This is a genomic window from Rothia sp. HMSC066H02 (assembly GCF_001814995.1).
In the GTDB taxonomy this organism is placed as follows: Bacteria; Actinomycetota; Actinomycetes; order Actinomycetales; family Micrococcaceae; genus Rothia; species Rothia mucilaginosa.
In genome coordinates this window covers 90,219-115,243 of record NZ_KV818667.1, presented here as the reverse complement: position 1 = coordinate 115,243, position 25,025 = coordinate 90,219, and the positions used below count along the sequence as shown (strand labels likewise).

The 25,025-nt window shown below is 58.8% G+C and carries 21 protein-coding genes; 10 read left to right on the top strand and 11 right to left on the bottom strand.

Features of this window, described 5'->3' with window-relative positions; translation table 11 throughout:
• Positions 1-284 precede the first annotated feature (284 nt).
• A complete protein-coding gene (locus HMPREF2999_RS00505; RefSeq protein WP_049326797.1) occupies positions 285-797 on the bottom strand; it encodes a PTS sugar transporter subunit IIA in 513 nt (170 codons plus the stop codon).
• Between the two features lie 339 nt (positions 798-1,136).
• Between HMPREF2999_RS00505 and HMPREF2999_RS00500 the strand changes: the two genes are divergently transcribed.
• Positions 1,137-1,724 carry an arsenic metallochaperone ArsD family protein gene (locus HMPREF2999_RS00500; protein WP_049338602.1) on the top strand — a complete coding sequence of 196 codons (588 nt, stop codon included), beginning with the start codon at positions 1,137-1,139 and terminating at the stop codon, positions 1,722-1,724.
• Positions 1,725-1,907: 183 nt separating this feature from the next.
• Here the strand turns inward: HMPREF2999_RS00500 and fbaA are convergent, their stop codons facing one another.
• A complete protein-coding gene (fbaA, locus tag HMPREF2999_RS00495; RefSeq protein ID WP_012902702.1) occupies positions 1,908-2,933 on the bottom strand; it encodes a class II fructose-bisphosphate aldolase in 1,026 nt (341 codons plus the stop codon).
• 263 nt (positions 2,934-3,196) lie between these two features.
• Here fbaA and HMPREF2999_RS00490 point away from each other — a divergent pair, with 263 nt between their 5' ends.
• From HMPREF2999_RS00490 to HMPREF2999_RS00480, 3 genes are all read left to right on the top strand, one after another.
• Complete coding sequence (locus HMPREF2999_RS00490; protein ID WP_049342000.1) at positions 3,197-3,583, top strand: hypothetical protein; 387 nt, start codon at positions 3,197-3,199, stop codon at positions 3,581-3,583.
• A 305-nt stretch (positions 3,584-3,888) separates the two neighbouring features.
• Complete coding sequence (locus tag HMPREF2999_RS00485) at positions 3,889-5,484, top strand: amino acid permease (protein WP_070674278.1); 1,596 nt, start codon at positions 3,889-3,891, stop codon at positions 5,482-5,484.
• A 272-nt stretch (positions 5,485-5,756) separates the two neighbouring features.
• Entirely contained in the window at positions 5,757-6,809 is a 1,053-nt protein-coding gene (locus HMPREF2999_RS00480) for an ornithine cyclodeaminase (protein ID WP_005504242.1), read from the top strand.
• 215 nt (positions 6,810-7,024) lie between these two features.
• Here HMPREF2999_RS00480 and HMPREF2999_RS00475 read toward each other — a convergent pair whose 3' ends face one another.
• From HMPREF2999_RS00475 to HMPREF2999_RS00455, 5 genes are all read right to left on the bottom strand, one after another.
• A complete protein-coding gene (locus tag HMPREF2999_RS00475; protein ID WP_070674275.1) occupies positions 7,025-7,840 on the bottom strand; it encodes a hypothetical protein in 816 nt (271 codons plus the stop codon).
• Positions 7,841-8,699: 859 nt separating this feature from the next.
• Positions 8,700-9,461: a TrmH family RNA methyltransferase gene (locus HMPREF2999_RS00470; RefSeq protein WP_210399525.1), complete on the bottom strand. Its 762-nt coding sequence runs from the start codon at positions 9,459-9,461 to the stop codon at positions 8,700-8,702.
• 126 nt (positions 9,462-9,587) lie between these two features.
• Entirely contained in the window at positions 9,588-10,169 is a 582-nt protein-coding gene (gene pyrE / locus HMPREF2999_RS00465) for an orotate phosphoribosyltransferase (protein WP_005504234.1), read from the bottom strand.
• A gap of 65 nt (positions 10,170-10,234) precedes the next feature.
• Complete coding sequence (gene pabB, locus HMPREF2999_RS00460; RefSeq protein WP_070674272.1) at positions 10,235-11,779, bottom strand: aminodeoxychorismate synthase component I; 1,545 nt, start codon at positions 11,777-11,779, stop codon at positions 10,235-10,237.
• Between the two features lie 35 nt (positions 11,780-11,814).
• Positions 11,815-12,147, bottom strand: a complete 333-nt coding sequence (locus tag HMPREF2999_RS00455; protein ID WP_005504230.1) for a rhodanese-like domain-containing protein — start codon at positions 12,145-12,147, stop codon at positions 11,815-11,817.
• Positions 12,148-12,474: 327 nt separating this feature from the next.
• Here HMPREF2999_RS00455 and HMPREF2999_RS00450 point away from each other — a divergent pair, with 327 nt between their 5' ends.
• The 5 genes from HMPREF2999_RS00450 (at position 12,475) to HMPREF2999_RS00430 (ending at position 18,951) form a co-directional block, all read left to right on the top strand.
• Positions 12,475-13,935: a peptide MFS transporter gene (locus tag HMPREF2999_RS00450; protein ID WP_070674269.1), complete on the top strand. Its 1,461-nt coding sequence runs from the start codon at positions 12,475-12,477 to the stop codon at positions 13,933-13,935.
• 345 nt (positions 13,936-14,280) lie between these two features.
• Complete coding sequence (locus HMPREF2999_RS00445) at positions 14,281-15,471, top strand: Fic family protein (RefSeq protein WP_070674266.1); 1,191 nt, start codon at positions 14,281-14,283, stop codon at positions 15,469-15,471.
• Between the two features lie 247 nt (positions 15,472-15,718).
• On the top strand, positions 15,719-16,243 hold the full coding sequence (locus tag HMPREF2999_RS00440) for a DUF4242 domain-containing protein (protein ID WP_049326806.1): 525 nt from the start codon (positions 15,719-15,721) through the stop codon (positions 16,241-16,243).
• A gap of 30 nt (positions 16,244-16,273) precedes the next feature.
• A complete protein-coding gene (locus HMPREF2999_RS00435; protein WP_070674263.1) occupies positions 16,274-17,359 on the top strand; it encodes an acyl-CoA dehydrogenase family protein in 1,086 nt (361 codons plus the stop codon).
• A 257-nt stretch (positions 17,360-17,616) separates the two neighbouring features.
• The gene (locus HMPREF2999_RS00430; RefSeq protein ID WP_070674260.1) at positions 17,617-18,951 is read left to right on the top strand and encodes a uracil-xanthine permease family protein; all 1,335 of its coding nucleotides are present in this window, start codon (positions 17,617-17,619) and stop codon (positions 18,949-18,951) included.
• A 132-nt stretch (positions 18,952-19,083) separates the two neighbouring features.
• On the opposite strand, the gene HMPREF2999_RS00425 is transcribed toward HMPREF2999_RS00430, so the two are convergent.
• The 4 genes from HMPREF2999_RS00425 to HMPREF2999_RS00410 form a co-directional block, all read right to left on the bottom strand.
• Positions 19,084-20,601 (bottom strand): ATP-binding protein, encoded by a 1,518-nt coding sequence (locus HMPREF2999_RS00425; protein WP_070674257.1) that lies wholly within the window; start codon positions 20,599-20,601, stop codon positions 19,084-19,086.
• A 206-nt stretch (positions 20,602-20,807) separates the two neighbouring features.
• On the bottom strand, positions 20,808-21,620 hold the full coding sequence (locus HMPREF2999_RS00420) for an HAD family hydrolase (RefSeq protein ID WP_005507952.1): 813 nt from the start codon (positions 21,618-21,620) through the stop codon (positions 20,808-20,810).
• A 51-nt stretch (positions 21,621-21,671) separates the two neighbouring features.
• The gene (locus HMPREF2999_RS00415) at positions 21,672-22,217 is read right to left on the bottom strand and encodes a YbhB/YbcL family Raf kinase inhibitor-like protein (protein WP_070674254.1); all 546 of its coding nucleotides are present in this window, start codon (positions 22,215-22,217) and stop codon (positions 21,672-21,674) included.
• 83 nt (positions 22,218-22,300) lie between these two features.
• Positions 22,301-23,236 carry a carbohydrate kinase family protein gene (locus HMPREF2999_RS00410; protein ID WP_070674251.1) on the bottom strand — a complete coding sequence of 312 codons (936 nt, stop codon included), beginning with the start codon at positions 23,234-23,236 and terminating at the stop codon, positions 22,301-22,303.
• A gap of 287 nt (positions 23,237-23,523) precedes the next feature.
• Here HMPREF2999_RS00410 and HMPREF2999_RS00405 point away from each other — a divergent pair, with 287 nt between their 5' ends.
• Positions 23,524-24,960 carry a glyceraldehyde-3-phosphate dehydrogenase gene (locus HMPREF2999_RS00405; protein WP_070674248.1) on the top strand — a complete coding sequence of 479 codons (1,437 nt, stop codon included), beginning with the start codon at positions 23,524-23,526 and terminating at the stop codon, positions 24,958-24,960.
• The last annotated feature ends 65 nt before the right edge of the window (positions 24,961-25,025 follow it).

Below are 25,025 nucleotides of genomic sequence, written 5' to 3'. Positions count from 1 at the left end.
CTAAGTAGGATAACGATTTTTTATCGGTGATTCACTGCGTTTACAGGAAAATAGGGTATTATGTGCGCCTCATTCTTACCCGCGGTGTAATGCGGGTGAATGTGTTCCTCCTTTTCCGCCGCTTTTAATAGCGGCATTTCATGCGGCGTTAAAAAATTTCTCGTGTAACGAAAAAGGCCGCGCCTACAGCCCGATTGAGCCTACAGGACGCGACCTTTTGCGTTAAAACATTTTTCGCAGGTTTTTCACCGCTGTTGAAGCTGAGCTATTTTCGCTGGTTCAGCTTACTTCTTGGATGCCTGAGCGACGCGGTCACCGGCTGCGACGGGGCGGCGTGCCTCAGAGTCCTTGGAGATGTTGAACTTTGCGGTGTTGGTAATCATCACCATGGTTTCCTTGGAGGGGATGCGGCCCTCGATAGCTGCCCAGTCGACCTCGATGATGGGTGCGCCTGCCTCAACCTTGTCACCTACGTTAGCAATCTTGGTGAAGCCGTCGCCACCGAGCTCAACGGTGTCGATACCGATATGGACCAGTACCTCGCCGCCGTTTTCGGTGCGGAGCATGAATGCGTGCAGGGTGTCCTGAATCAGTGCGATGGTGCCTGCAACGGGTGCGACGATGGTGCCTGCGGTGGGGTTCACTGCGTAGCCGTCGCCCATAACGCCCTGAGAGAAAACGGGGTCGGAGACTTCGCTCAGCGGCAGGTACTCGCCGGTAGCAGGTGCGACGTAGACGTCTGCGGACGATGCTTCCTGTGCGGCAGCTTCCTTCTTCTTCTTGCCGAAACCGAACATATATGCTCCTTTTGGTCGTGTGGCGCTATGAATAGCGTGTATTTGTAGCGCTGATGCGTCCGCGTCGGATGCGGGCGTCGTTGCCTTCTTGGTTTCACACCGGGCGGCGCCTGCCTAAATTGCAGGGTTCGCACACTCCGGTGCATATGCACTCAGAATACAACACCTAAACCCGTAGCTCACGAGCTGAGGGTCATTCGACTCGAATTCTGCAAATATTCCGCAAATCTGGAACTTCAACTCACACTTCTGCACTCTTGAGGTCGCGAGTACACTTAGTGAAGGACTGGCACCCCTCCTCCGAGCCGGTGCCTATAAGAGAGAAAAGGCTAAAAACTGATGACTGAAGCGGCTGAAACCGTTCTTGAAGTATTTATTCCGGGCCCCGGCGAGAACCCGGAGGATCCGCAGGATATGGAGCGCTCCGAGTTCCTGGGCGCCGCACAGGAGGCTCTGGATTCGGGCGTGGACATTGAGGTGTACTCCACCGACTCCTACCCGTCCGCATTTGAAGAGTGCGCACCGGTGGCGGAGCAGATTGAGATGAACGGCATCGAGGTTCTGCCGCTCATGCTGGTCAACGGCGAGGTGAAGGTGTCCTTCGCGTACCCGACCGCCGAGCAGATTAAGCGTTTCTCCCGCGCCCACCTGGTCGCCCAGCCGAAGGCGAACGCGGCAGCGGCTGCGTGCGGCCCCTCCGGCTCCCCGGCGGCGTCGATGATCCCGAACCTGAGCCCCCTGGCGGAGCCCGCCGGTTTCGCGGCGACCCTGGCGGGTAAGGCACCCCAGCCGGTCGGCGGCCCCGAGATTGGTAACCGCGTGAACCTCATGGGTGGCGACACCGGCGATGGTATCCCCACCTCCGGTTCGGTGGCTGTGAAGTCCGGCGGCTGCGGATGCGGTGGTTGCGGCTGCGGCGGCAAGTAAACCCGCCCCTGCCAGCAATGAGCGCCCGGCTCGCCCGGTTCTAAACTGCGCACCCAAAGAACTGCATAAACAAAGAGCGGTGCCCGCCTCCTCGTGATGAGGAAGCGGGCACCGCTTTCGCTTAACGAAGCTTAGGTTCACACCCGGCAGCACCTACGGGAGCTGCGGCGGGCGAACAGCACCTTACTTGATGGAGGTACCGACGGAACCGAGCTGCTGGCAAGCCTCGACCACGCGTGCGGCCATGCCTGCCTCTGCAGCTGCACCCCAAACGCGGGGGTCGTAGGTCTTCTTGTTGCCGACCTCGCCGTCAACCTTCAGCACACCGTCGTAGTTGCTGAACATGTGGCCAGCAACGGGGCGGGTGAATGCGTACTGGGTGTCGGTGTCGATGTTCATCTTGATAACACCGTAGGACACTGCGTCTGCAATCTCCTGCTCGGTGGAGCCGGAGCCACCGTGGAAGACCAGGTAGAAGGGCTTGTCGCCCTTGCCGTACTTAGCGCCGACCTCGGTCTGGATTTCCTTGAGCAGCTCGGGGCGCAGGTGAACGTTACCGGGCTTGTACACGCCGTGAACGTTACCGAAGGTCAGAGCAGCCATGTAGGTGCCCTTCTCGCCCAGGCCGATTGCCTCAACGGTCTTGATTGCGTCTGCAACGGTGGTGTACAGGGAGTCGTCGATAGCGCCTTCAACGCCGTCTTCCTCGCCACCAACGGCACCAATCTCAACCTCGAGAACGAGCTTTGCCTTGGAGGTACGCTCGATCAGCTCAGCAGCGATCTTCAGGTTCTCGTCCAGGTCGATTGCGGAGCCGTCCCACATGTGGGAGTTGAAGATGGGGTCTTCACCGCGAGCAACAGCCTTCTCGGACTCTGCCAGCAGGGGCAGGACGAAGCCTTCCAGCTTGTCCTTGGGGCAGTGGTCGGTGTGCAGTGCAATGTTCACGTCGTACTGCTTAGCAACTTCGCGTGCGTATGCTGCGAAGGCCAGGGAGCCAACGACCATGTCCTTCTTGGAAGCGCCGGACCAGTATGCTGCACCACCGGTGGATGCCTGGATGATGCCGTCCGAGCCAGCCTCTGCGAAGCCGCGGATTGCAGCGTTCAGGGTCTGGGAGGAGGTCACGTTCACTGCGGGGTACGCGAAGCCCTTTTCCTTCGCGGTCTGCAGCATTTCTGCGTAAACTTCGGGGGTTGCAATAGCCATATGCTGACTCCTTGGATAGATGCGACCGGTTACCAATGTTGGGCCGGTTCACCATATTTTGTTGGCGCGCGAGACGCCTCCTACTCGCACTATTTTACCAAGATACGACTTATTTATCGTTAATTTTTTGTGGGTTTTTTTGGGTTTACTACAGCGAAATTTCCGCGAAATACCGCGGTAAAGTAGAGGTGTTAATGACTTGATGTCTTCTGCGCGTGCAGGCCAGCGCACACATCACCCGGACGCGGCGAAAGGAACCTCCCATGAGCAAGGCGAGCGCTAAAAATAATCCGAAACAGCTCGACGCAAAACGTGAGAAGCGCGCCCGCCAGGCGCAGCGTCGTGCTGAGCGTGAGCATCCGAATGCGGCGGCTATTGCCCCGGTGCGCGCGCAGTTGGATGAGGTTCTGGAGCGTAAGAGTCGGCATGTTTTGGGGCATGGAGATATGGCGAAATCCCTTGAGTTGATGGAGAAAATGCGTGATGAGGGCGCGAGTGACCACGAGATTGATGTGGCGCTTGCGGAGGCGAAGCTCCCCTCGGTCGTGCAGGTTGGTCGTAAGTCGTTGATGCGTTGGCCGAGCTGGTGGTGGTTGAATCGTCGTGAGCGCGCGTTGCGGGCGAAGATTGATCGCCTGATGGAGGGCTAAGTCCCCGTTTTGGATAGGTTGTGAGAGCACCCCGTTGTGGGTGCTCTTGTGCTGTGCGGTGGTGGGGTAATTGATTTTTTGAACTCAGGGTTCAATTAATCTATTTCACAAAACAATGAAAACCACACAATACAACATGAACCAAATATATTTATAAGATATGCATTATATGTATATAAATTGTTACGTGACGCGAGTTATATTACCTAAATTACCGTGCTATAGTCATTACAACCCGCAGACGTGTTCCCAACCACATTTCGTGTAGCACGTGCTTCAGACGTAACTATCCAAGGAGGTATAGCGTGAGCACCTCACCGAACAAGAACCCGCAGACTTCTGCAGCGGATCAGTACACTAAGCCCCCCACAGACGACCCGTTCGCACACGAACAGGAAGGCTTCCACAAGGGGCTTGGCGCACGTCAGCTCCAGATGATCGCCATCGGTTCCGCTATCGGTACCGGCCTGTTCCTGGGCACCGGTAGCCGCCTGCAGGACGCAGGCCCCATGCTCGCCGTCATCTACGCCGTCATCGGCTTCTTCGGCTACCTGATTCTTCGAGCCCTCGGCGAGCTGATCCTTCACCGCCCCTCCTCGGGCTCCTTCGTCTCCTACACCCGCGAATTCTACGGCGAAAAGGCCGCATTCGTCTCCGGATGGCTGTACTGGCTGAACTGGGCAATGACCGCCGTTGCAGACGCCACCGCTATCGCCATCTACATCAGCTGGTTCGGCCGATACAACCAGTTCTTCGCAGATATTCCCCAGTGGCTCAGCGCATTCATCGTCGTTATCGTCACTGTGGCTCTGAACCTCATCTCCGTGAAGCTCTTCGGTGAGCTGGAATTCTGGTTCGCACTCATTAAGATTCTTGCCCTGCTGTCCTTCATGGCGGTAGGTATCTGGTACCTGGTCTTCGGTGAACCCATCAACGGCGTCACCCCCGGCCTGAGCCTTATTGCAGCCAATGACGGCTTCTTCCCCAACGGCATTCTTCCCGCTCTTATCGTGGTTCAGGGCGTTGTGTTCGCCTACGCCGGTATTGAGCTGGTCGGCACCACCAGTGGTGAAACCAAGAACGTTGAGAAGGTTATCCCCCGCGCTATCAACACCGTGATCTGGCGTATTGCAATCTTCTACGTTGGTTCCGTGGTTCTGCTCTGCCTGCTCATGCCCTACACCGCCTACAAGGACGCAGAATCGCCGTTCGTGACCTTCTTCGACGCTATCGGTATTCAAGGCACCGCACCGATTATGCAGCTGGTCGTGATTACCGCGGCTGCTTCCTCGCTGAACGCTGGCCTGTACTCCACCGGCCGTATCCTCCACTCGATGGGTGTTGCAGGTTCGGCGCCGAAGTTCGCCACTAAGGTGTCCCGCTCCGGTGTTCCCGTGGCAGGTATTCTGCTGACCGGTGTGGTTGGCCTCTTCGGTGTTGTGCTGAACTTCTTCGTTCCCGAGCAGGCGTTCGAGGTCGTGCTGAACATCGCCTCGGTGGGCACCATGGCTAGCTGGGCGGCTATCGCAATGTCGCACCAGAAGTACCTGAAGCTGGTCGGCGAGGGCAAGTACAAGCGCCCCAACTACCGTGCACCCGGCGGTCGCTTCAGCGACTGGGCTGTGATGGTGTTCCTCGCTGTTGTGATGGTGCTGATGGCTCTGGATTACCCGGTGGGTACCTACACCCTGGCATCGCTGTTGCTGGTTATCCCGCTGCTGATTATCGGCTGGTACACGGTTCGTGACCGCGTCAACGAGATTGCTCGCGTCCGTGAAGGCTACACCGGTTCCGTGCCTGTGATTGCTGCCCGCCCCGTGGTGAAGAAGCTCGTTCCGGAGCCTCGTACCCACATTGACCTGGGTGACCTTGAGGACGAGGACAACCCGAAGGGTAGCTAACCCGACCGGTTGCCTGTAATCCCAGCAAAGGCGAATGAGGGGGTTCTAGACCCTAGCCACTAGACTCTAGGAGCTCTAGACTCTAGAGCCCCCTCCCTGCACGTCTTTCCGTGTTCGCTTCCGTATTACATCCGTGTAATACATAAAGCAAAGTACATATCTACAGCATTTCTAATACGGTGTGTCCTGCAATATATTTTGAGATAATAGATATCCGCAGTGACCACCAGATGCACAAAGAAGTTTTGTGCAGATATTCAAAGGAGAAAATCATGACTGAACGTCCTAGCGCACACGCGGTGGAATTTGTTGACGTCGCCTCGATGGCAAAGTGGATTCAGAAGGACGGCGTAGGCAACATCATTGCCGGCATGGTCGACTTCCTCGAAGAAGACTTCAAGAAGTGGCAGAGCTTCGACAAGATCCCGCGCGTCGCTTCCCACACCCCCTTCGGTGTGATTGAGCTGATGCCCACCTCCGACAACATCACCTACTCCTTCAAGTACGTGAACGGCCACCCGTCGAACCCGGCACGCGGCTTCCAGACCGTGACCGCGTTCGGTCTGCTCGCTGACGTGGACAACGGCTACCCGGTGTTCCTGGCTGAGATGACCCTGCTGACCGCGCTGCGTACCGCCGGCGTATCCGCCATGGTTGCTAAGCACCTGGCACGCAAGGATTCGAAGAAGATGGCGATGATCGGTACCGGCTCGCAGTCTGAGTTCCAGGCGCTGGGTATGCGCGCTGTGCTCGGCATTGAGGACCTGTCCGTCTACGACGTTGACCCGCACGCGATGGAGAAGTTCCGCCGCAACCTGGAGCCGCTGGGCTTCCGCATCCACCTGGCTAAGGACGTGGACGAGGCTGTTGAGGGTGCCGACATTATTACCACCTGCACCGCCGATAAGCAGCAGGCGAAGGTTCTGCTGGACCGCCAGGTGAAGCCCGGCGTGCACCTGAACGCTATTGGTGGCGACTGCCCCGGCAAGACTGAGCTGGAAAGCGAAATTCTGGACCGCTCCACCGTGTTCGTTGAGTTCCCGCCGCAGACCCGCATTGAGGGCGAGATTCAGCAGAAGGACCCGGACTTCCCCGTGGTGGAGTTCTGGAAGGTTCTGACCGGTGAGGAGCCGGGCCGCGTGTCGGATGAGCAGATTACCCTGTTTGATTCGGTGGGCTTCGCGATTGCTGACTTCTCGGGTCTGCGTTATGCCCGTGCGGCTACGCAGGACACCGACCTGCAGCAGTTCATTGACCTGGTTGCTAGCCCGGATGATCCGAAGGATCTGTACTCGCTGGTGAACGTTAACGTTCCGGTGGGCTAAAGGGCTAAGCAGCCTGACGCTGAGTGGCCTTGAGCTGGCGAGCCTGTAGGTGCGCTGGCATGGGCTGCGAGGTTGAGAGTGAATAAAGTGAGGGCCGGGGAGTGGTGACACTCCCCGGCTCCTTCTTGTGAAATTTTCGTATGCACGGATTTTCTATGGGCAACTTGTGGGCATTCTGCGGGTGGTTCGCCCGTTCTGCCCTTCAGCGGGTGTGGCTACTGGTGGGTGGCGATAATTTCACGCGCCTTCGCTACCTTCGCATCACGATAGGCCTTCAAATCATTCAGCAACGCCTGATTCTTCTCAATCAAAGGCCCCTGATAGGACGCCTCAAGATCACCCAAACGCTGAGCCAACCTCACCTTCTCACTACATTGAGCTTCAATGGTTGCCAGGCGGATAACCTCCTCCAACACTTTGGGATCATCAGCATTCAGACTGGCCAATTCTTTACTCGTCCATTCACCGTCCCCGGTGCGAGGCGTCAACCCTTCCTGACGCTGACAGTCCCACCAATCTGAGCGGGCTTTCTTCCATTCAGGGTCACCCTGCGCACGCTGGTACGCTTCACTACGGATACGACCGACAGGGCGGTACTTTTTCTCATCATCCTCATCAAAATAGAGCATATCCAGTTCTTCCCGATGCTCTTCGCGGCAGCTGACCCTGACGTCTTCAGGGATGCTCTTATAAATCCTTTCCTGCTCTTCTCCGACTTTGCTGGACGTAAAATGATTCGCCACATGCTTCACATTCCAGAGGCCATACTCGGAAGCGTTGCCAGAAACCAAGCCGTTTTCTAGAATTTCAAAATCGTATCCCTTTTTCGCGTAGCACTCTTTAAGAATCAACAAATACGCCCTATATGTTATATCTTCGGCCTGGTCACTCATGTCATATTCGTCGAGCGGAAGAGTAATATAGTTATTTTCAAAATCCAGCTGGGCTTTGAGGCTAGTATCTTTAGGTGTAGCGGCACAGGAACTTAAAGCTAAAGCAAAGCAGGCGAACAGAGCAGCAGATTTCTTCATTGTTACCGACTCCTTTCAAACGGGAAAGTCAGGAGGAGCCCACAAACATTGGGCTCCTCCATCACAATTACCAGGGGCAGTGTACCTTTTCAATAGAACTAATACGATCATCCCAAGTCTCGCCCCAATGGAGACCCGCATGGCTTAGACCGCGAAGATAGTTGAGGTCGGAAGAAGACTCAAACCTGCGACCCGCAAGGTCGACGTCTTCGTAATAGCGCCACCGACACCCACCAGAATGCAATGAAGATGCACGGTCACTCATCCAATCCAAATGTTTCGTCCCTTCAGTTTCCATACTGGCCCCAAGGAAATTTGCATCCGAATAGAGAGTCACCCCAGCATATGCCGGAGGTGCTACCGCACCGAAAGTCACCGCAGCCACACAGGCCGCAACAGCAAGAGACTTATTAAAGATCCTCATCAGAATCTCCTTTCAAAAGAATGACGTCGCGGTCATTCATATCCACAACCCGCAATCATTAGCGAGCGAAGTCAGGAAATCCATCGCATGCCCCAAACTGAAATTGAGAGTGCGATTCTCATATTCCCTGTGACTTGAATTAACACTAGCACACCTAGACTATTTATTTAGTGACCTAAATCACTTATATGATAATACGTGATTTACCCACTTTAGATATATTCAAATATTATTTACTACATTTACAAGACAAAAAATCCAGATAACATCACACAACCCCACCACAAACAACGAACCAAACCCCATAGGTACCCACATTCATGTGAAAAACTCAACACCCCACCCAAACAAAAAATCACCCAATCCCCAACAAAAAGGTTCCGACGCGCACACAACGCATCGGAACCTTTAAACACCTCATAAACAGCCGCCGAACTACGACGGAATCTGACCAAACACATGACGGCGAACCCACGCATGCATCGCAATACCCGCAGCCGTCGCCGCATTCATCGAACGCGTCGACCCAAACTGCTCAATCGACAGAGTATCCCTAGCCGCCGCATGCAGCTCCTCCGATAGGCCCGGGCCCTCCTGACCAAAAACCAGCACGCACTTCTTCGGCAAGTCATAGGTCTCCAGGGGCACCGAATCCGGGAAAATATCAATACCAATAATCTCCAGACCCTCGCCCTGCGCCCACGCCACAAAATCCTCAATCGTCGGATGATGACGCACATGCTGATAACGATCCGTCACCATCGCACCACGACGATTCCAACGGCGACGCCCAATAATATGGACCTCCTTCGCCAACATCGCATTCGCAGTACGCACCACCGTGCCAATATTCAAATCATGCTGCCAATTCTCAATCGCCACATGAAAATCATGGCGGCGCGTATCCAGGTCAGCAATAATCGCGTCCATCGACCAGTAACGGTACTTATCCACCACGTTACGGCGGTCGCCCTCACGCAGCAGCTCCTCATCCCAGTGGTCGCCCTCAGGCCACGGGCCCTCCCACGGGCCCACACCCACCTCAAAACGGGCGGTACCCTGCTCGGTACCCTCAACAGCCTCGGCTACAGCCGCCTCCGCAGGCGCAGCCTCAGCAGATACAGCCTCAGCCGCTTCACGATTCTCAACCATCACAACCACCTTCACGCCAACAACCAGCGCCACTCCGGCGCTCACAGAGCCATCTTACAGACAAAAACCCGCACCACCAGCCATACACAGTAGCCAGCGGCACGGGTTCACCCGCCACAACGGGAATGCCTTAAAAAATCACGAGGTCCTCAGAACTCAGCCCAGCAGAGACTAGTCCAGGCCCAGCTCATCCTTCGAGTACGCGTACAGGCACGGAACGCCCGCAACCTCTTCCACGTGCTCCTTAGCGCCGGTCGCACGGTCAACAATCACAGCAACCGCCACAACCTCAGCGCCAGCCTTACGCAACGCCTCAACAGCAGTCAGCGCAGAACCACCGGTCGTGGAGGTGTCCTCAACAGCAACCACGCGGCGACCCTCAACGCTCGGACCCTCCACCTGACGGCCCATGCCGTAAGACTTCTGAGCCTTACGCACCACAAACGCGTCAATCGCACGGTCCTGATCACCAGCGGCACGCATAATCGCGGTACCCACCGGGTCAGCACCCATGGTCAGACCGCCAGCAGCTTCAAACTCGATGCCGTTCTTATCCAGCAGGTCCAGCATGACCTGACCGACCAGGCGAGAAGCCTCATGGTGCAGGGTAATGCGGCGCAGGTCAACGTAGTAGTCGGCTTCCTTGCCGGAGGCGAGGACCACGTGCCCGCGCACCACAGCCAGCTCCATAATCAGCTGGCGCAGGCGTTCACGGGCTTCTTCAATGGGGAGGTTTTCAGAAAGCTTAGTCATAGTTCCAGTGTAGCGGCTCACGTGCAGGCGGCGCAGGCTATTCCCTGTGCTATTCCAGCGCTAGGTTATTCCACCACGCGGCCCACCGACGGCGGCAACGCGGCGCGCAGCTTCGTCAGCATCTCCTCATACTCGGCGGCAGGATCCGAATCGGCAACCACCGCACCACCGGCAGCAAGAGTCACCGTGCCCTCATCGTGCGCCACGAGCGTGCGAATCACAATTGACAGGTTCGCTGAACCGTCCGCCGACACAAAGCCCAGGGCACCCGAATACACGCCGCGAGCGCGATTCTCCAGGCGCTCAATAATCTGCATGGTCGAGGGCTTCGGCGCACCCGTCATCGAACCACCCGGGAAGCACGCCCGCACGGCGGCCACCGCGGAAATTCCCTCGCGCAGGCGAGAGCTGACCGTAGACACCAGCTGATGCACCGTCGAATAGCTCTCCACGCCCATGAGCACGGGCACGCGCACAGACGCCGGGTCAGACACCGTGGACAGGTCGTTACGCAGCAAATCCACAATCATGAGGTTCTCGGCGCGAGTCTTCTCATCGGTACGCAACCACTGAGCGGCGGCGGCGTCTTCTTCCGGGGTGGCGCCGCGAGCAATCGTGCCCTTAATCGGCTTCGTCTGGGCGTTACGCTGCTCATCCACGCTCAAAAAACGCTCCGGCGAGGAGGAAAGCACCGAAAAATCACCGCACCGCAGATACGCCGCATACGGCGCCGAATTATGGGCGCGCTGGCGGCGGTACAGCTCAAAGAAAAGCTCCGGACTCGGGTTCTGGATGCGCGCGACCGTCTGCGCGGTCAGGCACACCTCGTAGCTGTTACCCTCGTAGATTTCGTGCTGACTAGCGCGAACGGAGTCCATGTAGGCTTCCGCGGCGGGCGCCGGGAAGAGCAGAGGCTCGGTAAGCTCAGGGGTATTTTCGAGGGCGCATTCCCCTGCCGCGGTCAGTAGCCGTTCCGCCGCCTCACACCACGGCTCATCGCCCACCAGCCAGCTGCGCGCCGCACGACCCGGGCGGGCATGCTCATGCACCAGGTAGCGGACCGCCGGCAACCACAGAGAATCCGGGGTCGGCGCCTCATGCGCCGGCAGATAGCCCGGCACCGGGTGGCCGTGCTCCATGCCCATGGCGGCACGCGCCTCATAGCCGAAATAGCCCACGTAACCGCCACGCAAACCCGCAGGCAGACCGGTTGCCGCCGCGGTATCCGGGTGCACGCGCGGTGCGCAGGCGAGCGCCGCCTCCAGCTGGGCGAAGGGGTCTTCCCTGCCAGACTCAGCCGCCGCACGCGCCGAATCTACGCGCAAGGGCGACAGCTGCGCCGGAACCACACCCACATACGAGGCAACCGACATAGGCGACTCCTCACGCGCCGAATCCAGCCAGAAGGAATACTCGGCACCACCGGTCAGCAGTGGGTACGCCTCCTCGCAGTTCACCGCGAAAGGAAGCGGGCGCACGACAAGCTCCCGCGTCTGCGCATCCCACGGGATGCTCTGCAGAATACTCGGCAGGGCATGGGGGGACGCAGAAGCGGGAGCGTTCGGGGTGGAAAAAATACGGTCCGCGGAAGTTTCAGTCACGGACTCCATTGTATGGCTGTATGGCGTGCAGGCGAACTGGCGGTTTAGTGAACGACTGCGGGTGCTTCGCCGTTTTCGCTGGTCATCGGCAGGCCGGCTGCAAACCACGCGCTGGTGCCGCCCGCAATGTTGTGTGCGGCGTAGCCGTGCTCGCGCAGGAAGGTTGCCGCGCGGTTCGAACGGCCGCCGCCGTGGCAGATGACGTAGAAGTCTTCGCCGGGTGCGGGCAGTTCTTCCAGACGCTCAGCGATGGTGCCGAGAGTGATGTGCTTGGCGCCGGTCGCGTGGCCGCCCTCCCACTCGTAGTCTTCACGCACGTCGATGATGGTTGCGCCTGCGGGAACGTCGCGGGGGTCAACCTGGGGTACAGCGGTCATGGGGTTCTCCTTTGAATTGAACTAGCCTTTGAAATGAACTAGGACGGGCCGGTCGGCACGGTGGGGTGCCGGGTGGGCATAGTTGTGGTTCCACTCTAGCGCTTTGGGGGTGCGTGGCGCATCTAGCCCGGTATTTGGGGGTTTGTGAGATTCGGAAATGATGCATACGAAAAAATCGAAATGGTTTTTCATGCACTGATTGATACTTCAATCTTTGAAATATATGAACACAATATGTATACATATGCACCCACAAGGGTATAGACTTAAACACATATTGCCCGGGTCACACAGAACCCCGGGCTTGCACAGAAAAGAATTACCACCATGTCTCACACCATTACAGGTGCCGAACCCAAGGACACCAAGACCTTCTTCGGCCACCCGAGCATGCTCGCGAACCTGTTCACCGTAGAAATGTGGGAGCGCTTCTCCTTCTACGGCATGCAGGGCATCATGATCTACTACCTGTACTACACCGCCGACAAGGGCGGCCTGGGCCTCGACAAGGACCTCGCCACCGGCGTTATCGGCGCGTACGGTGCAGTCGTGTACCTCATGGCAATCCTCGGCGGTATCCTCGGTGACCGCATCCTCGGCCCCGAGCGTACCCTCTTCTACTCCGCCATCGGCATTATGGCGGGTCACATCTCCCTCTCCCTCATCCCCGGCATCCCCGGCGTGGTGATTGGTCTGCTGCTGGTCGCTATCGGCTCCGGCGGCCTGAAGAGTAACGCATCCGTGCTGGTCGGTTCGCTCTACAGCGACAACGACTCACGCCGCGACGCAGGCTTCACCATCTTCTACATCGGCGTGAACACCGGTGCACTGATCGGCCCGATCCTGACCGGTTGGGGCTGGCAGGCTGGCGGCTTCCACCTCGGCTTCGGTCTTGCCGCAATCGGTATGGCTGCCGGTCTGATCCAGTACTCGCTGACCCGCAAGAACCTGCCCGCCTCCGTGCACCACGTGGGCACCCCCTTCACCGGCGGCCAGAAGCGTAACTTCTTCCTGGCACTGGTCGGTATCGTCGTCGTTCTCGGCATCCTGTTGGCAACCGGTCTGATGACCGCAGACAACCTCAAAAACTGGGTCATGGGCTTCATCTTCATCGGCGCTATCGCCCTGTTCGCTCAGCTGCTGAGCGCTAAGGACGTCACCTCCGATGAGCGTTCCCGCGTCACCGCGTTCATCCCCCTGTGGATTGCAAACGCCGTGTTCTGGGCACTGTACCAGCAGCAGTTCACCGTCATGGCGGTGTACTCGGATGAGCGCCTCAACTGGAACATCCTGGGCATGGAGCTGAGCCCGAACCTGGTCAACTCCATCAACCCGATCTTCATCATCGTCTTCGGCATGATGTTCTCCGCCCTGTGGACCAAGTGGGGCGACCGCCAGCCGGTCACCACCCTGAAGTTCTCCGCAGCGCTGATCATTATTGGTCTGGCGTTCTGGATCTTCCTCGCTCAGGCGGGCGTTCAGAGCGTGAACGTCGGCTGGATCGTGCTGATTCTGTTCGTCTGCACCATCGCTGAGCTGATTATTTCGCCGGTGGGTATTTCGCTGGCGACCAAGCTCGCACCGAAAGCGCACCGCGTGAACATGATGGCGCTGTACTTCACCTCCGTGGCAATGGGTACCGTGCTCTCCGGTTGGCTGGCTCCGTTCTACACCATGGAGACTGAGGTTCCCTACTTCACCTGGATGGGTATTATCACCATCGCGACCGGTATTCTGCTGTTCCTGGTACACAAGCCGGTTCAGAAGCTCATGCGCGGTGTGAAGTAACCACAAAGTTACTTGCCTGCACTGCCGACTCGCTGTTTCAGGCGGCGTGAGCATATAAGGCTAAGGGCCCCGAATCCTTGAAATATCAAGGGTTCGGGGCCCTTGCTGTATGCACTTGGTGCATGCCCTGGTGTATGTGCCAGCAGTCGGAGCGCCGGAATGTTGAAGGGAGGTTCAGGAGGGGCGGGTTTAGGGGCGTTCGGGGCATTTTCCTTAATGAGACAATCCGCGCGGATTTTCTTATTAAGCGCCTTAATAAGAAAATCGAAGTGTATTGTCTTATTAAGACCCCCCCCATACGACCAGCAAGACGACACCGATGAAGAGGAGGAGGGAGGAGGAACCATGCCCTCAGCCATCACCTGGCCCGCCCTCACATGGGAGCCGCAAACCCCTTGGGTTCACCGCGACGCCCTCGCCTCCCGCCGCGCAACGCGCCGCAACTCCGGCACCTTCTCCAGCGCCGTACCCGCCTCCATTGCCGCACTCAACGTCGAACTCAGCCCCGCACTGCGAGCACGCCTCCAAGAGAACGCCACCGCAATGACCCGCTTCGATGAGCGGCTCCACCACATCGGCGGCATCCCCTTTTCGGCAGTTCTTCTGCGCGGCGAATCCGCCTCCAGCTCGCAGATTGAAAACCTCACCGTTAGCGCACGCAGGCTCTCACTGGCTGTCCTGGGTGCAAGCGGGTCGAAGGTCGGCGTTAACGCCGAGCTGGTGGCGCGCAATGTTCACGCCATGCGTGCAGCCCTGAACACCGCAGAAAACATTAGCGTCGATAATATCCTCGCGATGCACCGCGAACTGACCCGCGGCCTGCAGCAGGACTCCGGTGTACTCCGCACCCAGTGGGTGTGGATTAAGGGTGATTCGCCGGTAACCGCCGACTATGTGGCACCGCATCACGAGAGGGTTCCTGCCGCCCTCGAAGACCTCGTAGCCTTCATGAACCGCCGCGATATTGACCCCCTCGCGCAGGCGGCGATTGCGCACGCCCAATTTGAAACCATCCACCCCTTCACCGACGGCAACGGTCGAACCGGACGAGCCCTCATCTCCGCACTCCTGCTCGCCCGCGGTGTCACCCGCCACGTGATTCTGCCGGTCTCCTCCGGCCTGCTGCACGACACCGAAGGGTACGTTCAGGCACTCACCGACTACCGTGCAGGCGACGCCGAACCCATCATCGAGCTCTTCATTGACGCCACTCAGAAGGCAATCACCAACGCAGAAATCCTGGCGCAAGACATTGAAACCCTGCGCGATGAGGTGCTGTCCATTGCCCAGCGCAAAACCCCTCTCCTGCGTTCCCTCGCCGACCTGTGCTGCACCGAACCCGCCTTCACCGCGCGCATGGTGGAGGAGCACACTCCCGGGTCGAAAGCCAGCGTGTACCGCCTCCTCAACCGCATGGTGGAGCTGCAGATTCTACGTGAAGAGCGGGTCAAAATTCAGGGGCAAAAAGTGTGGACTGTCCCCGCTCTCAACCGCGCCCTCGACGACTTTGCAGCACGAGCGGGACGGCGCGGATAGATGCGCCTCCGGGTTCGATAACCCACGCGAAAATTCTGCGGCTGTAGGCGGGTTCCCATGCACGGAACTGTGACGATTTATGTCTCCGCATGAACACACATGACGAACATTAGAGTCAAAAAGGACGTATTAAGCCACGAACAGAAATCTACTAGACAGCCCTCAACCACGGGTCTAAGGTGAATCCATAACAAACCGGAAGGCCCCTTCCGGAACAACCCTTCAACCCTAAGCCGAGGAGAACATCATGGCACTTTACCTGGTAGAACTGACCCCCGCGCAGCCGTCCAAGGACGAAGCAACCGCACTCATCGAGACCGTCAACTCGTCCCTGAGCCACGGCGCAGAGCTCATCGAAACCCAGGTCTCCGCAGACCACAAGATTGTCTTCGTCATCGTCGAAGCTGAGAGCACCGCATTCGGCCCCGACCTCACCGCAGCCATCGGTGAGCGCGCAGCCGTCGCAGGCCCCGACGCAGTCCGCCTGGTCGGCGCAGAGCTCGAAGACATCAAGAAGCTCAAGAAGGACGCAGACTACCTGGTTGAGTGGGACATCCCCGCAGAAATCACCATGGAACAGTACCTGACCCGCAAGAAGGCAAACGCCCCCAAGTACGCTGAAGTACCCGAGGTTTCCTTCCTGCGCACCTACGTTCGCGAAGACACCGCAAAGTGCCTCTGCTTCTACGACGCACCCGACGAAGAAGCTGTTGTTCGCGCCCGTAAGGCCGTCAGCACCCCCATTGACCGACTGTTCAAGCTGCACGCATAGATGTGACACTCCCCGCTTAGGAGAAACCCCATGTCCGAGTTCACTCTCGAACCCCTCTACGACTACCCCCAGCGCGAGCAGGTGCTCGCACTCGCCCGAACCCACGCTAGCGCGGTTGACCGTGGCGAGCGTTCCCCCTTCGAGAACCTGCGCGAAATCGCTAAGGACGGCCTGATTACCCTGGGCCGTGACGGCGGCTCCCTGGTCCCCCAGGTTTCGGTAGCGTTCGACCTTGCCACCGAGGATGCCTCCACGGCGTTCTCCCTGTGGGCTCACCGCTCCACCATCGCGTTCTTTGACGCTGTGGGCCGCGAGCTGCCCGAGGGTCTGGCGGATGCAACCGTCAGCGGCACCACCGCGATGGCGGCAGCGTACAAGGAGGCTTCGGGCCTGGCACCGATTAAGGTTGAGGGCACTCTCGTTGAGGGCGGTCTGAAGCTGAACGGTTCCGTGTCGTGGGCGTCGAACCTGTACCCGGGCGGCGTGATTGTTCTTCCGGTGGCTGTGCAGAACGCCCCGGAAAGCCACCCGAACCGCTACATCGTGACGGTCCGCCAGGATGTTGAAGGTCTGAGCATTCAGTATCACCGCAACCTGCTGGCGCTGAACGGCACCGAGTCCGGCACCCTGAAGTTCGAGGACGTTTTCGTTCCGAGCGAGGACGTTCTCAGCGACAACATTGAGGCATTCCTGCACGATGTGACCGCACCGTTCCTGCTGGTTCAGTCGTCGTTCTGCCTGGGCCTTGCCGCTGGTGCTCTGCAGGAGGCTGCTAAGCACCTGGACGTCTCGCAGGGCGTGTTCCGCCCTGAGTTCCCGCTGATCCTGGCGGAGTACCAGAGCCTGCGTGAGGAACTGGTTCGCCTGGCATCTGAGCCGGCGCGTGCTGAGCGTCGTGACCTGCTGAGCCTGCGCCTGGGTGTTTCGCACTTTGCGACCATTGCTACTCACTTTGAGCTGCAGGTCGTTGGAGGCGCCGGTTACGTGGCTGAGTCCCCGACGGCTCGCCGCCTGCGTGAGGCGACGTTCCTGCCGGTTCAGTCCCCGACCGAGGGTCACCTGCGTTATGAGCTGGCGCGTTACGATCACCTGGATAACCTGCGTGACGCTCTCTAAGCCATTGAGCTGTGTGTAGCGAGTGTTTTTATTCGCTCTTTGCATCAATACCCCGTATATGCCTTGAACTGCATATACGGGGTATTGATGCATTCTGGGCTATATATTAGGGGTTTGGGGCTCATCATAAGAGAATATATGCCCCACTCAACGTATCCCTGCTCATATTTATAGCCGTTTAGCTGTGACCCACACCCGCATACGCGTAGAATTATGTGGAATTTTATACACCACCACATTCACCTCAGGAGCTCCCTTTGAGCATCTCTAAGCTTCTCGGCTTTGACTGGTCGATCCACGGCGACGGCCGCAGCATCAAGCCCGGTTCCTTCGTTGCCCCGAACGAACGCCTCGCATGGCCGATTACTATCGGCATCGGCGCGCAGCACGTGGTCGCAATGTTCGGCGCGACCTTCCTCGTGCCGATTATTACCGGCTTCCCGCCGGCAACCACCCTGTTCTTCTCGGGTCTCGGCACGGTCCTGTTCCTGCTGATTACCCGCGGACGCGTCCCTTCCTACCTGGGCTCCTCTTTCGCGTTCATTGCGCCCCTGGCGGCTGCCATGAACTCGCACGGCCCCGCTGGTGCCCTCGGCGGTATCGTCATGGCGGGTGTGGCACTGTTCCTGGTTGGCCTGATTGTTCAGTTCGCCGGTACCGGCTGGCTCACCAAGCTCATGCCGCCGGTCGTCACCGGCTCGATTGTGGCGCTGATTGGCTTCAACTTGGCGAAGAGTGCTAAGGATAACTTCATGGTGGCACCGGTGACCGCACTGGTGACCCTGTGCTCCATCATCCTGATTTCGGTGCTGTTCAAGGGCATCATTGGTCGCCTGTCCATTCTGCTGGGTGTGGGCATTGGTTACATCACCGCCGTGATTCGCGGCGAGGTGGATTTCTCCAAGATTGACAAGGCAGTTGAGACTCAGGGCATCGTTGGTCTGCCACAGTTCCAGACCCCCGAGTTCCACTGGGAGCTCGCCGGCCTGTTCATCCCCGTGATTCTGGTGCTGGTGGCTGAGAACATCGGCCATGTGAAGTCTGTTGCGCTGATGAGCGGCAAGAACCTGGACGACTATTCGGGTCGTGCCCTCATGGCGGACGGCCTGGCAACCACCATCGCCGGTTTCGGCGGCGGTTCGGGTACCACCACCTACGCTGAAAACATTGGCGTTATGGCTGCAACCAAGGTGTACTCCACCGCGGCGTACTGGGTGGCTGCTATCTTCGCGATTGCGCTGTCCATGTTCCCCGCATTCGGTGCGGCAATTGCGACCGTCCCGGCGGGTGTTCTGGGCGGTGCCGCAACCGTTCTGTACGGCATGATCGGTATGCTCGGCGCACGTATTTGGAGCGAGAACCGTGTGAACTTCTCGAACCAGATCAACCTGACCACCGCCGCCGTGGCGCTGATCGTGGGTATTGCGGACTACACCTGGACCTTCGGTGAGCTGTCTTTCGCCGGTATTGCTCTGGGTACCGCTGCGACCCTGATTATCTTCCACCTGATGACCTTCATCGCGAAGTACACGAAGGCTGCTGGCGACCCCTTGGAACCCTTCGACCCTGAGAAGAGCACTGAGGTGCACTAGGCGCCTGACCGCCCGTTGGAGTAATACTCCTGAGGCGTAGACTGTATGAAAAGCGGCCCGGATGGAAACCAATCCATCCGGGCCGTTTTTGTTCTATTGCGGCTCAAGTTCCAGATGCCGTAGCTATGTTCCTTATACCAGCTGGTACGAGGTGTTGCGGATGCCTCGACCGCCATCACGGGTAATAACTCCTTCTTGAAGAAGCTTTGTCAGAACGTACCGAACCTGCGATTTCTGCAGCTCAGCAAAAGGCCCGGGAAGAGCGTCCATGATGTCATCGATACCTGCGGGGCGGCGTAGCGAGCGCAGAGCGAGGAGCACCGCCTCCTGACGGCTACTGGGAATCGTAGGTGACGATTGACGCGGGTCTACGTCCGACTTCTGCTGCGGTGAACCGATGTCGGCGGTACGAGCACCAGCCAGAGGCTCCCTGCTGATGATTACGATAAACTGAATAACCTTATCAATGAATTGGATGGGTTTCAGCCCTGCCCGACGCACCGCCTCCTGTGCCATGTAGATGCCGCTACCCTCGCCCTCGATGACTCGGTATCCGGCGTCTGGGGTTGTTACGTGCGTGCAGACGTCATACAGGCGGTCATTCACGCGGGAACGTTCCCCATACTCTTGCAAGCGTTGAATGGTGATTCCGTATAGACCGCCGGGGTTTTCTACTAAGATTCGGTCGGGGTAAATCCTGACACGCACCTCTTCGGTATCTGCTTTGGGGTTGAGGCTGCGGTGTACGAGTGCATTCGACAGGATCTCACGAAGGGCAATATCGGGTACTTCCTGCCCGTTGACGAGGTGTCCATTGGGTAGCTCGACAACCGGGTGAGCCAGGTTCCGCTTGACCCATGCCAGAGTCTCTTCGAGCATGGCGGGGATGGGGCCGTCCGCCTCGAATTTGTCGAGGTTGCGGGCTTTATCGCTTGGGTCGGGGACGACTCCGGTAACTTTGAGCGAGGCCCTGAACTCTTGGGGGTAATAACCCAAAGCATACAAGCCCGCAAGGGAAAGGTTGTCGGTTCCGAGGGCAATAATTCCCTTACGTCGGAGCACCTCTTCATCGGAGCTTCCGGCGAGGCGGCGTGATTTAGCGCGGACGTCTCGCAGATAAGCAGTTTTGAGGCCTTCGTCTAGGTCAGCCAGGGAGGTGTATTCTACCGGCTCCTCATCGAATCCGGTGCGTGTCCGCTGAGCCACCATCAGGTCGGTTTCGTGGCGGCTCATTTCGTGGTCACCGTCGCCGGAACGCACGTACGCTTTACCGCCAATGTAGGAGGGGCGTTCATAGGGAGGCAGCGGAGGGATTGCGGCAACAAAGATTTTGGCGTCTTCGTAGAGGATGGTGCCGGATTCCATGGTGTTCGGCGGCTTGAGGCCCCTGCGGAGCTTGTTGCCGAGGGTTTTTTCTAGGTCTGCAGGGTCGTATACCCCTACAGGCGCAAAGTCATTATTCTCGTCGAGGCCGCAGATAATGATTCCGCCCGTGGAACTATTGGAGAAGCTACTCAGGGTTGCGTCTAGGCTTCCGGGGTAGCCTCCGTGGGCTTTTTTAACCTCAATAAACTGCGTATCGCTGCCGTGAGTGCACAGTAGTCTGATGGTTTCAGCAAGCCATTCGGGGGTCCATTCCACGTTGTTCATACAAAAAATTTTAGTCTAGACACAAATTAGATGTAAATCAGACACAAAAATTTGAGTCTAGACATAAAATTTTATGTCTAGACTCAAATTTTTTATGTGTAGACATAAAAGTTTATGTCTGAGTTATGTCTGCGGAGGCTCACCTAGCCGCTAGTGCTGGATAGCTAGCACCGGATGTCTCGTGCTGGATAGCTAATGCTAGGCGGCTAGGACCGTTCGGCGAGCATCGCCTCAATCGTCTGCGCCACACCGTCCTCATGGAAGGGCGGGCAAGTGCGCCCCACCTTCGCAATGAGCGCCGGCTGCCCCGAGGCCATGGCGAAGCCCTCCCCCGCCCAGCAAAGCATCTCCGCATCATTCGGCATGTCACCGAACGCCATGACCTCGTGCGCCTCAATGCCGTGGCGTGCCGCGAACTTCTCCAGGATCCGCCCCTTATTCACGGTCTTAGAGCCCATCTCGACGAGCGGCTCACCGACCACGCCGCGGGTCACCGACACCAGCGAACCGACCGCCTGATGCACGCGCGCCTGCAGAATATCCGGGTCCATGCCGGGCACACGAATCAGGTACTTAATGACCGGGGTTGATCCAATACGTTCGAGCGCCTCGGCGATTTTCGCCTCCACCACGCGGGCGCCCTCAAGCACCTCACCGCCCTCGTGCGGGCCCTGAATGTAGACAGTGTCCACGGTTTCGAGGGTGTAGGTGGCGTCGGGGAACATGGGCTCCAGTAGCTCGTGAGTACGGGCAATCACCGCGGGATCAGCGCCGTTGACTTCTTCCACCTCGTTCGCACCCAGGTGGTACACCACGGCACCGTTGGAGCAGATGGCGTAGGAGTCGAAATCGGTCTGCTCGCGCAGGGGCGTAAGCCAGCGGCTCGGGCGGCCGGTGACAAAGACAATATCGATCCCGGCGGCGCGGGCGGCCTCAAGGGCGCGCAAGGTACGCGGACGGAACCGGAAATCGTGCCCGATGAGGGTGCCGTCCAGGTCGCTGGCGATGAGTTTAATCATGCAGATATGCCTTCAGTGGTGGGGTGTATCGGTGCTGGTTGGGGCTACGTGCTAGACTGCCGGTTCCGCGTAGGTGACGGTCAGGAACGCACGACCCAAACCGTGGCCAAGCAGGTTAAAATTCACGACGGCGGGGCTGGCGTTCTCGTCAATGTCGAGCTTCTCCACATCCACGGCGGTGACGCAGAAGATGTAGCGGTGCGGGCCGTGACCAGCCGGAGGGGCAGCACCCAGGAAGCCCGCCACACCGGCGTCGTTGCGGTGCGTCAGGGCCCCGGCGGGTGCATCCGCGCCAGTGTCAATGCTGGTCACGTTGGCGGGAATGTTGGAGACAGTCCAGTGCCAGAAGCCGCTGGGGACCGGCGCATCCGGGTCGAAGCAGGTCAGCACGAATGACTTGGTGCCCTCGGGGAATCCGCTCCAGGACAGCTGCGGGGAGCGGTCCTGACCGCCCGCCACGCCGAAGAGGGCGGAGCGCATCCATTCGGGGGCGGTGCCGCCGTCCTGAATGTCGGTGGAGGTCAGGGTGAATTCGGGCAGTTCGGGCAGGCCCGCGTAGGGTTCGCGGGGCAGGGGTGCGGTGCCGATGTTGGTCATGGTGCTCCTCAGCGTTGGGGTGCGGGTGGATATGGCGACGCCGGCGGACAGAGTGAGCTATCCGCCGGCGAGGCGCAGATTATTTAGCCGTTGAGTACGGCGTCAAGTTCTTCGCGGGTGGGCGGGTTAGCGCCCGCGCGGGAGACGGTGATGCCGGCTGCGGTTGCGGAGAAACGCAGTAGGTCGGCGATGTCTTCGGCGGTCAGTGCGGCGACCTTGGCGCGCGCCTCAGCGCCGGCGATACCGCGGTCGAGCAGGCCCGCGATGAGTGCCGCCATGAGGGAGTCGCCGGCACCGACAGTGTCCGCAACCTCAACGCGGTGTGCGGGCTGGCTGACGCCCTCGGGGTACTTCTTGGTGAAGGCGATGGGGCCGTCCTCGCCGCGAGTGATGACCATCAGCTCGGCGCCGAGGTCAAGCCATGCGCGTGCGGTGTCGTCGAGGGAGCGGTCGGGGTAGAGCCACTGCAGATCCTCGTCAGATGCCTTCACGACGGTGGAGAGGGACACGAACTTTTCCGCCCATGCGCGGCCCTCGTCGACGTTGTGGATGAGGGTGGGGCGGCAGTTCGGGTCGTAGCTGAGCAGGGCACTGTCGCGGGCCGCTTCGAAGGCTGCTGCGACCACGTGCGCGCCGGGTTCGAGCATGGCAGCGATGGAGCCGGTGTGCACTGCGTCGGAGGTGCGTGCCAGTTCGGTGAGCTTCTCGGCGACGGAGTCGAGGGACCAGGTGATGTCGAATTCGTACTCTGCTGCGCCGTCGGCACCGATGGTTGCCTGGGCGACGGAGGTGCGTTCAGCACTGTGCTCGAAGGGCAGGGTCACCTGGGATGCTTCCAGGTGCGCGTCAATGCTCTTACCGTAGGCGTCGGGGCCGTAGTGGCCGACGAAGTTGGTGGGGTGGCCGAGGCGGCGTGCGCCGACGGCTACGTTCATGGGCGATCCGCCAGGGTAGGCGCGGGTTTCTCCGTCGTGCTGGTGGACGACGTCTACGAGTGCTTCACCGATTACAGTCAACATGGTTTCAATTCTACTCATGTTTTCCGGGTCGTGACGTGTGTTTTTGTGGGTATTTAAAGTGGTTTTGCTTTCCCTTTTGAGGGCTTATGTTGGCTTGTCGTGTGGGTTCACAAACTGCCTTCTGTCTCTTCTGACTTTTAGCCTCAATATCGCTAATTTTGAGGCTCTGAAGGGGTCCGCACGGGTTAGACTTAAACCGACGCCGGGTCTTAACGCCCGGCACGGTATTGACGCGACAGCATCGTCGCGCCTACCCTCCAACGACGAAGTTAGGAAGAAGGTCATACGTGACGACTGCAACCGCTACCTGGGTTAACCGTGAGGCTACCGCAGAGGAGCTGATCCCCCTCATCGGTAAGCTGCACCGCGAGAACGGCGTGGTGCTGAGCATTCACGGCCGCAGCCTGGTCAACAAGTCTGTCATTGAGCTGCTGAAGCTGCACGATTTCGTATCCCACATCGACGGTGCGCCCCTGAACCCCGCGCACTCCCTCGAGCTGGTTCGCGCCCTGGTTGAGCTGAACCTGGGCGCGTGCTCGATTAACATTGCTGCTCTGCACAAGGCACACCACGAGGCGGGCTCCCCCGAGCTGTCCATGTGGCTGCCCGAGCAGCTGGGTTCCTCCGTGAACCACCAGGGTGACCAGCCGAAGGAGCAGGACGTTGTGCTGTACGGCTTCGGTCGTATTGGTCGCCTGCTGGCTCGTATTCTGCTGGAGCGTTCCTCCTCGCCGCTGGGTTCTGGCCTGAACCTGCGCGCTGTTGTGGTGCGTAAGAACGGCGATAAGGACCTGGTCAAGCGCGCATCCCTGCTGGAGCGCGACTCTGTTCACGGCCCGTTCAAGGGCGTTATTGAGGTGGACGAGGAGAACAGCACCATCATCGCTAACGGTGTTCCGGTTCGCTTCATTTACTCCTCTGACCCGACCACTGTCGACTACACCGAGTACGGCATCAAGGACGCTCTGCTGGTGGACAACACCGGCCGCTGGCGCGACGTTCCGGGCCTTGAGCAGCACCTGAACCGCCCCGGCATTTCTCGTGTTCTGCTGACCGCTCCCGGTAAGGGCGATATGAAGAACATCGTGTTCGGCGTGAACGACAACGTCATCACCGATGAGGACAAGATCCTCTCCGCAGCATCCTGCACCACCAACGCGATTACTCCGGCACTGAAGGTTCTGGATGACGCATACGGTGTTGAGCGCGGCCACGTTGAGACCGTTCACGCATTCACCAACGATCAGAACCTGATTGACAACTTCCACAAGGGTGACCGCCGCGGTCGCTCCGCTGTGCTGAACATGGTCATCACCGAGACCGGTGCAGCTAAGGCTGTTTCTAAGGCTCTGCCGCAGCTGGAAGGCAAGCTGACCGGTAACGCGATCCGCGTTCCCACCCCGGACGTCTCCATGGCAATCCTGAACGTGAAGCTGACCAAGCCCGCAGATTCCGCTGAGGAACTGAACGAGCTGTTCCGCCGCGAGTCCATCGACGGCGAGCTGCGCCGCCAGGTGGGTTACTCGGATTCCCCCGAGGCTGTTTCCACCGACTTCGTGGGTTCCCGCACCGCAGGTGTTGTGGACTCGCTGGCTACCGTGGTGACCGATGACTCCGCAATTGTCTACGTCTGGTACGACAACGAGTTCGGTTACTCCTGCCAGGTGATTCGCGTTCTGGAGCGCATGGGCGGCTACGACGTGCCCTCCTACCCCGCTAAGTAAGCTAACCCAGCTCATCTAGCACACATATAACAAACCCACCGGTACATATAGCCAATTGGCTATAT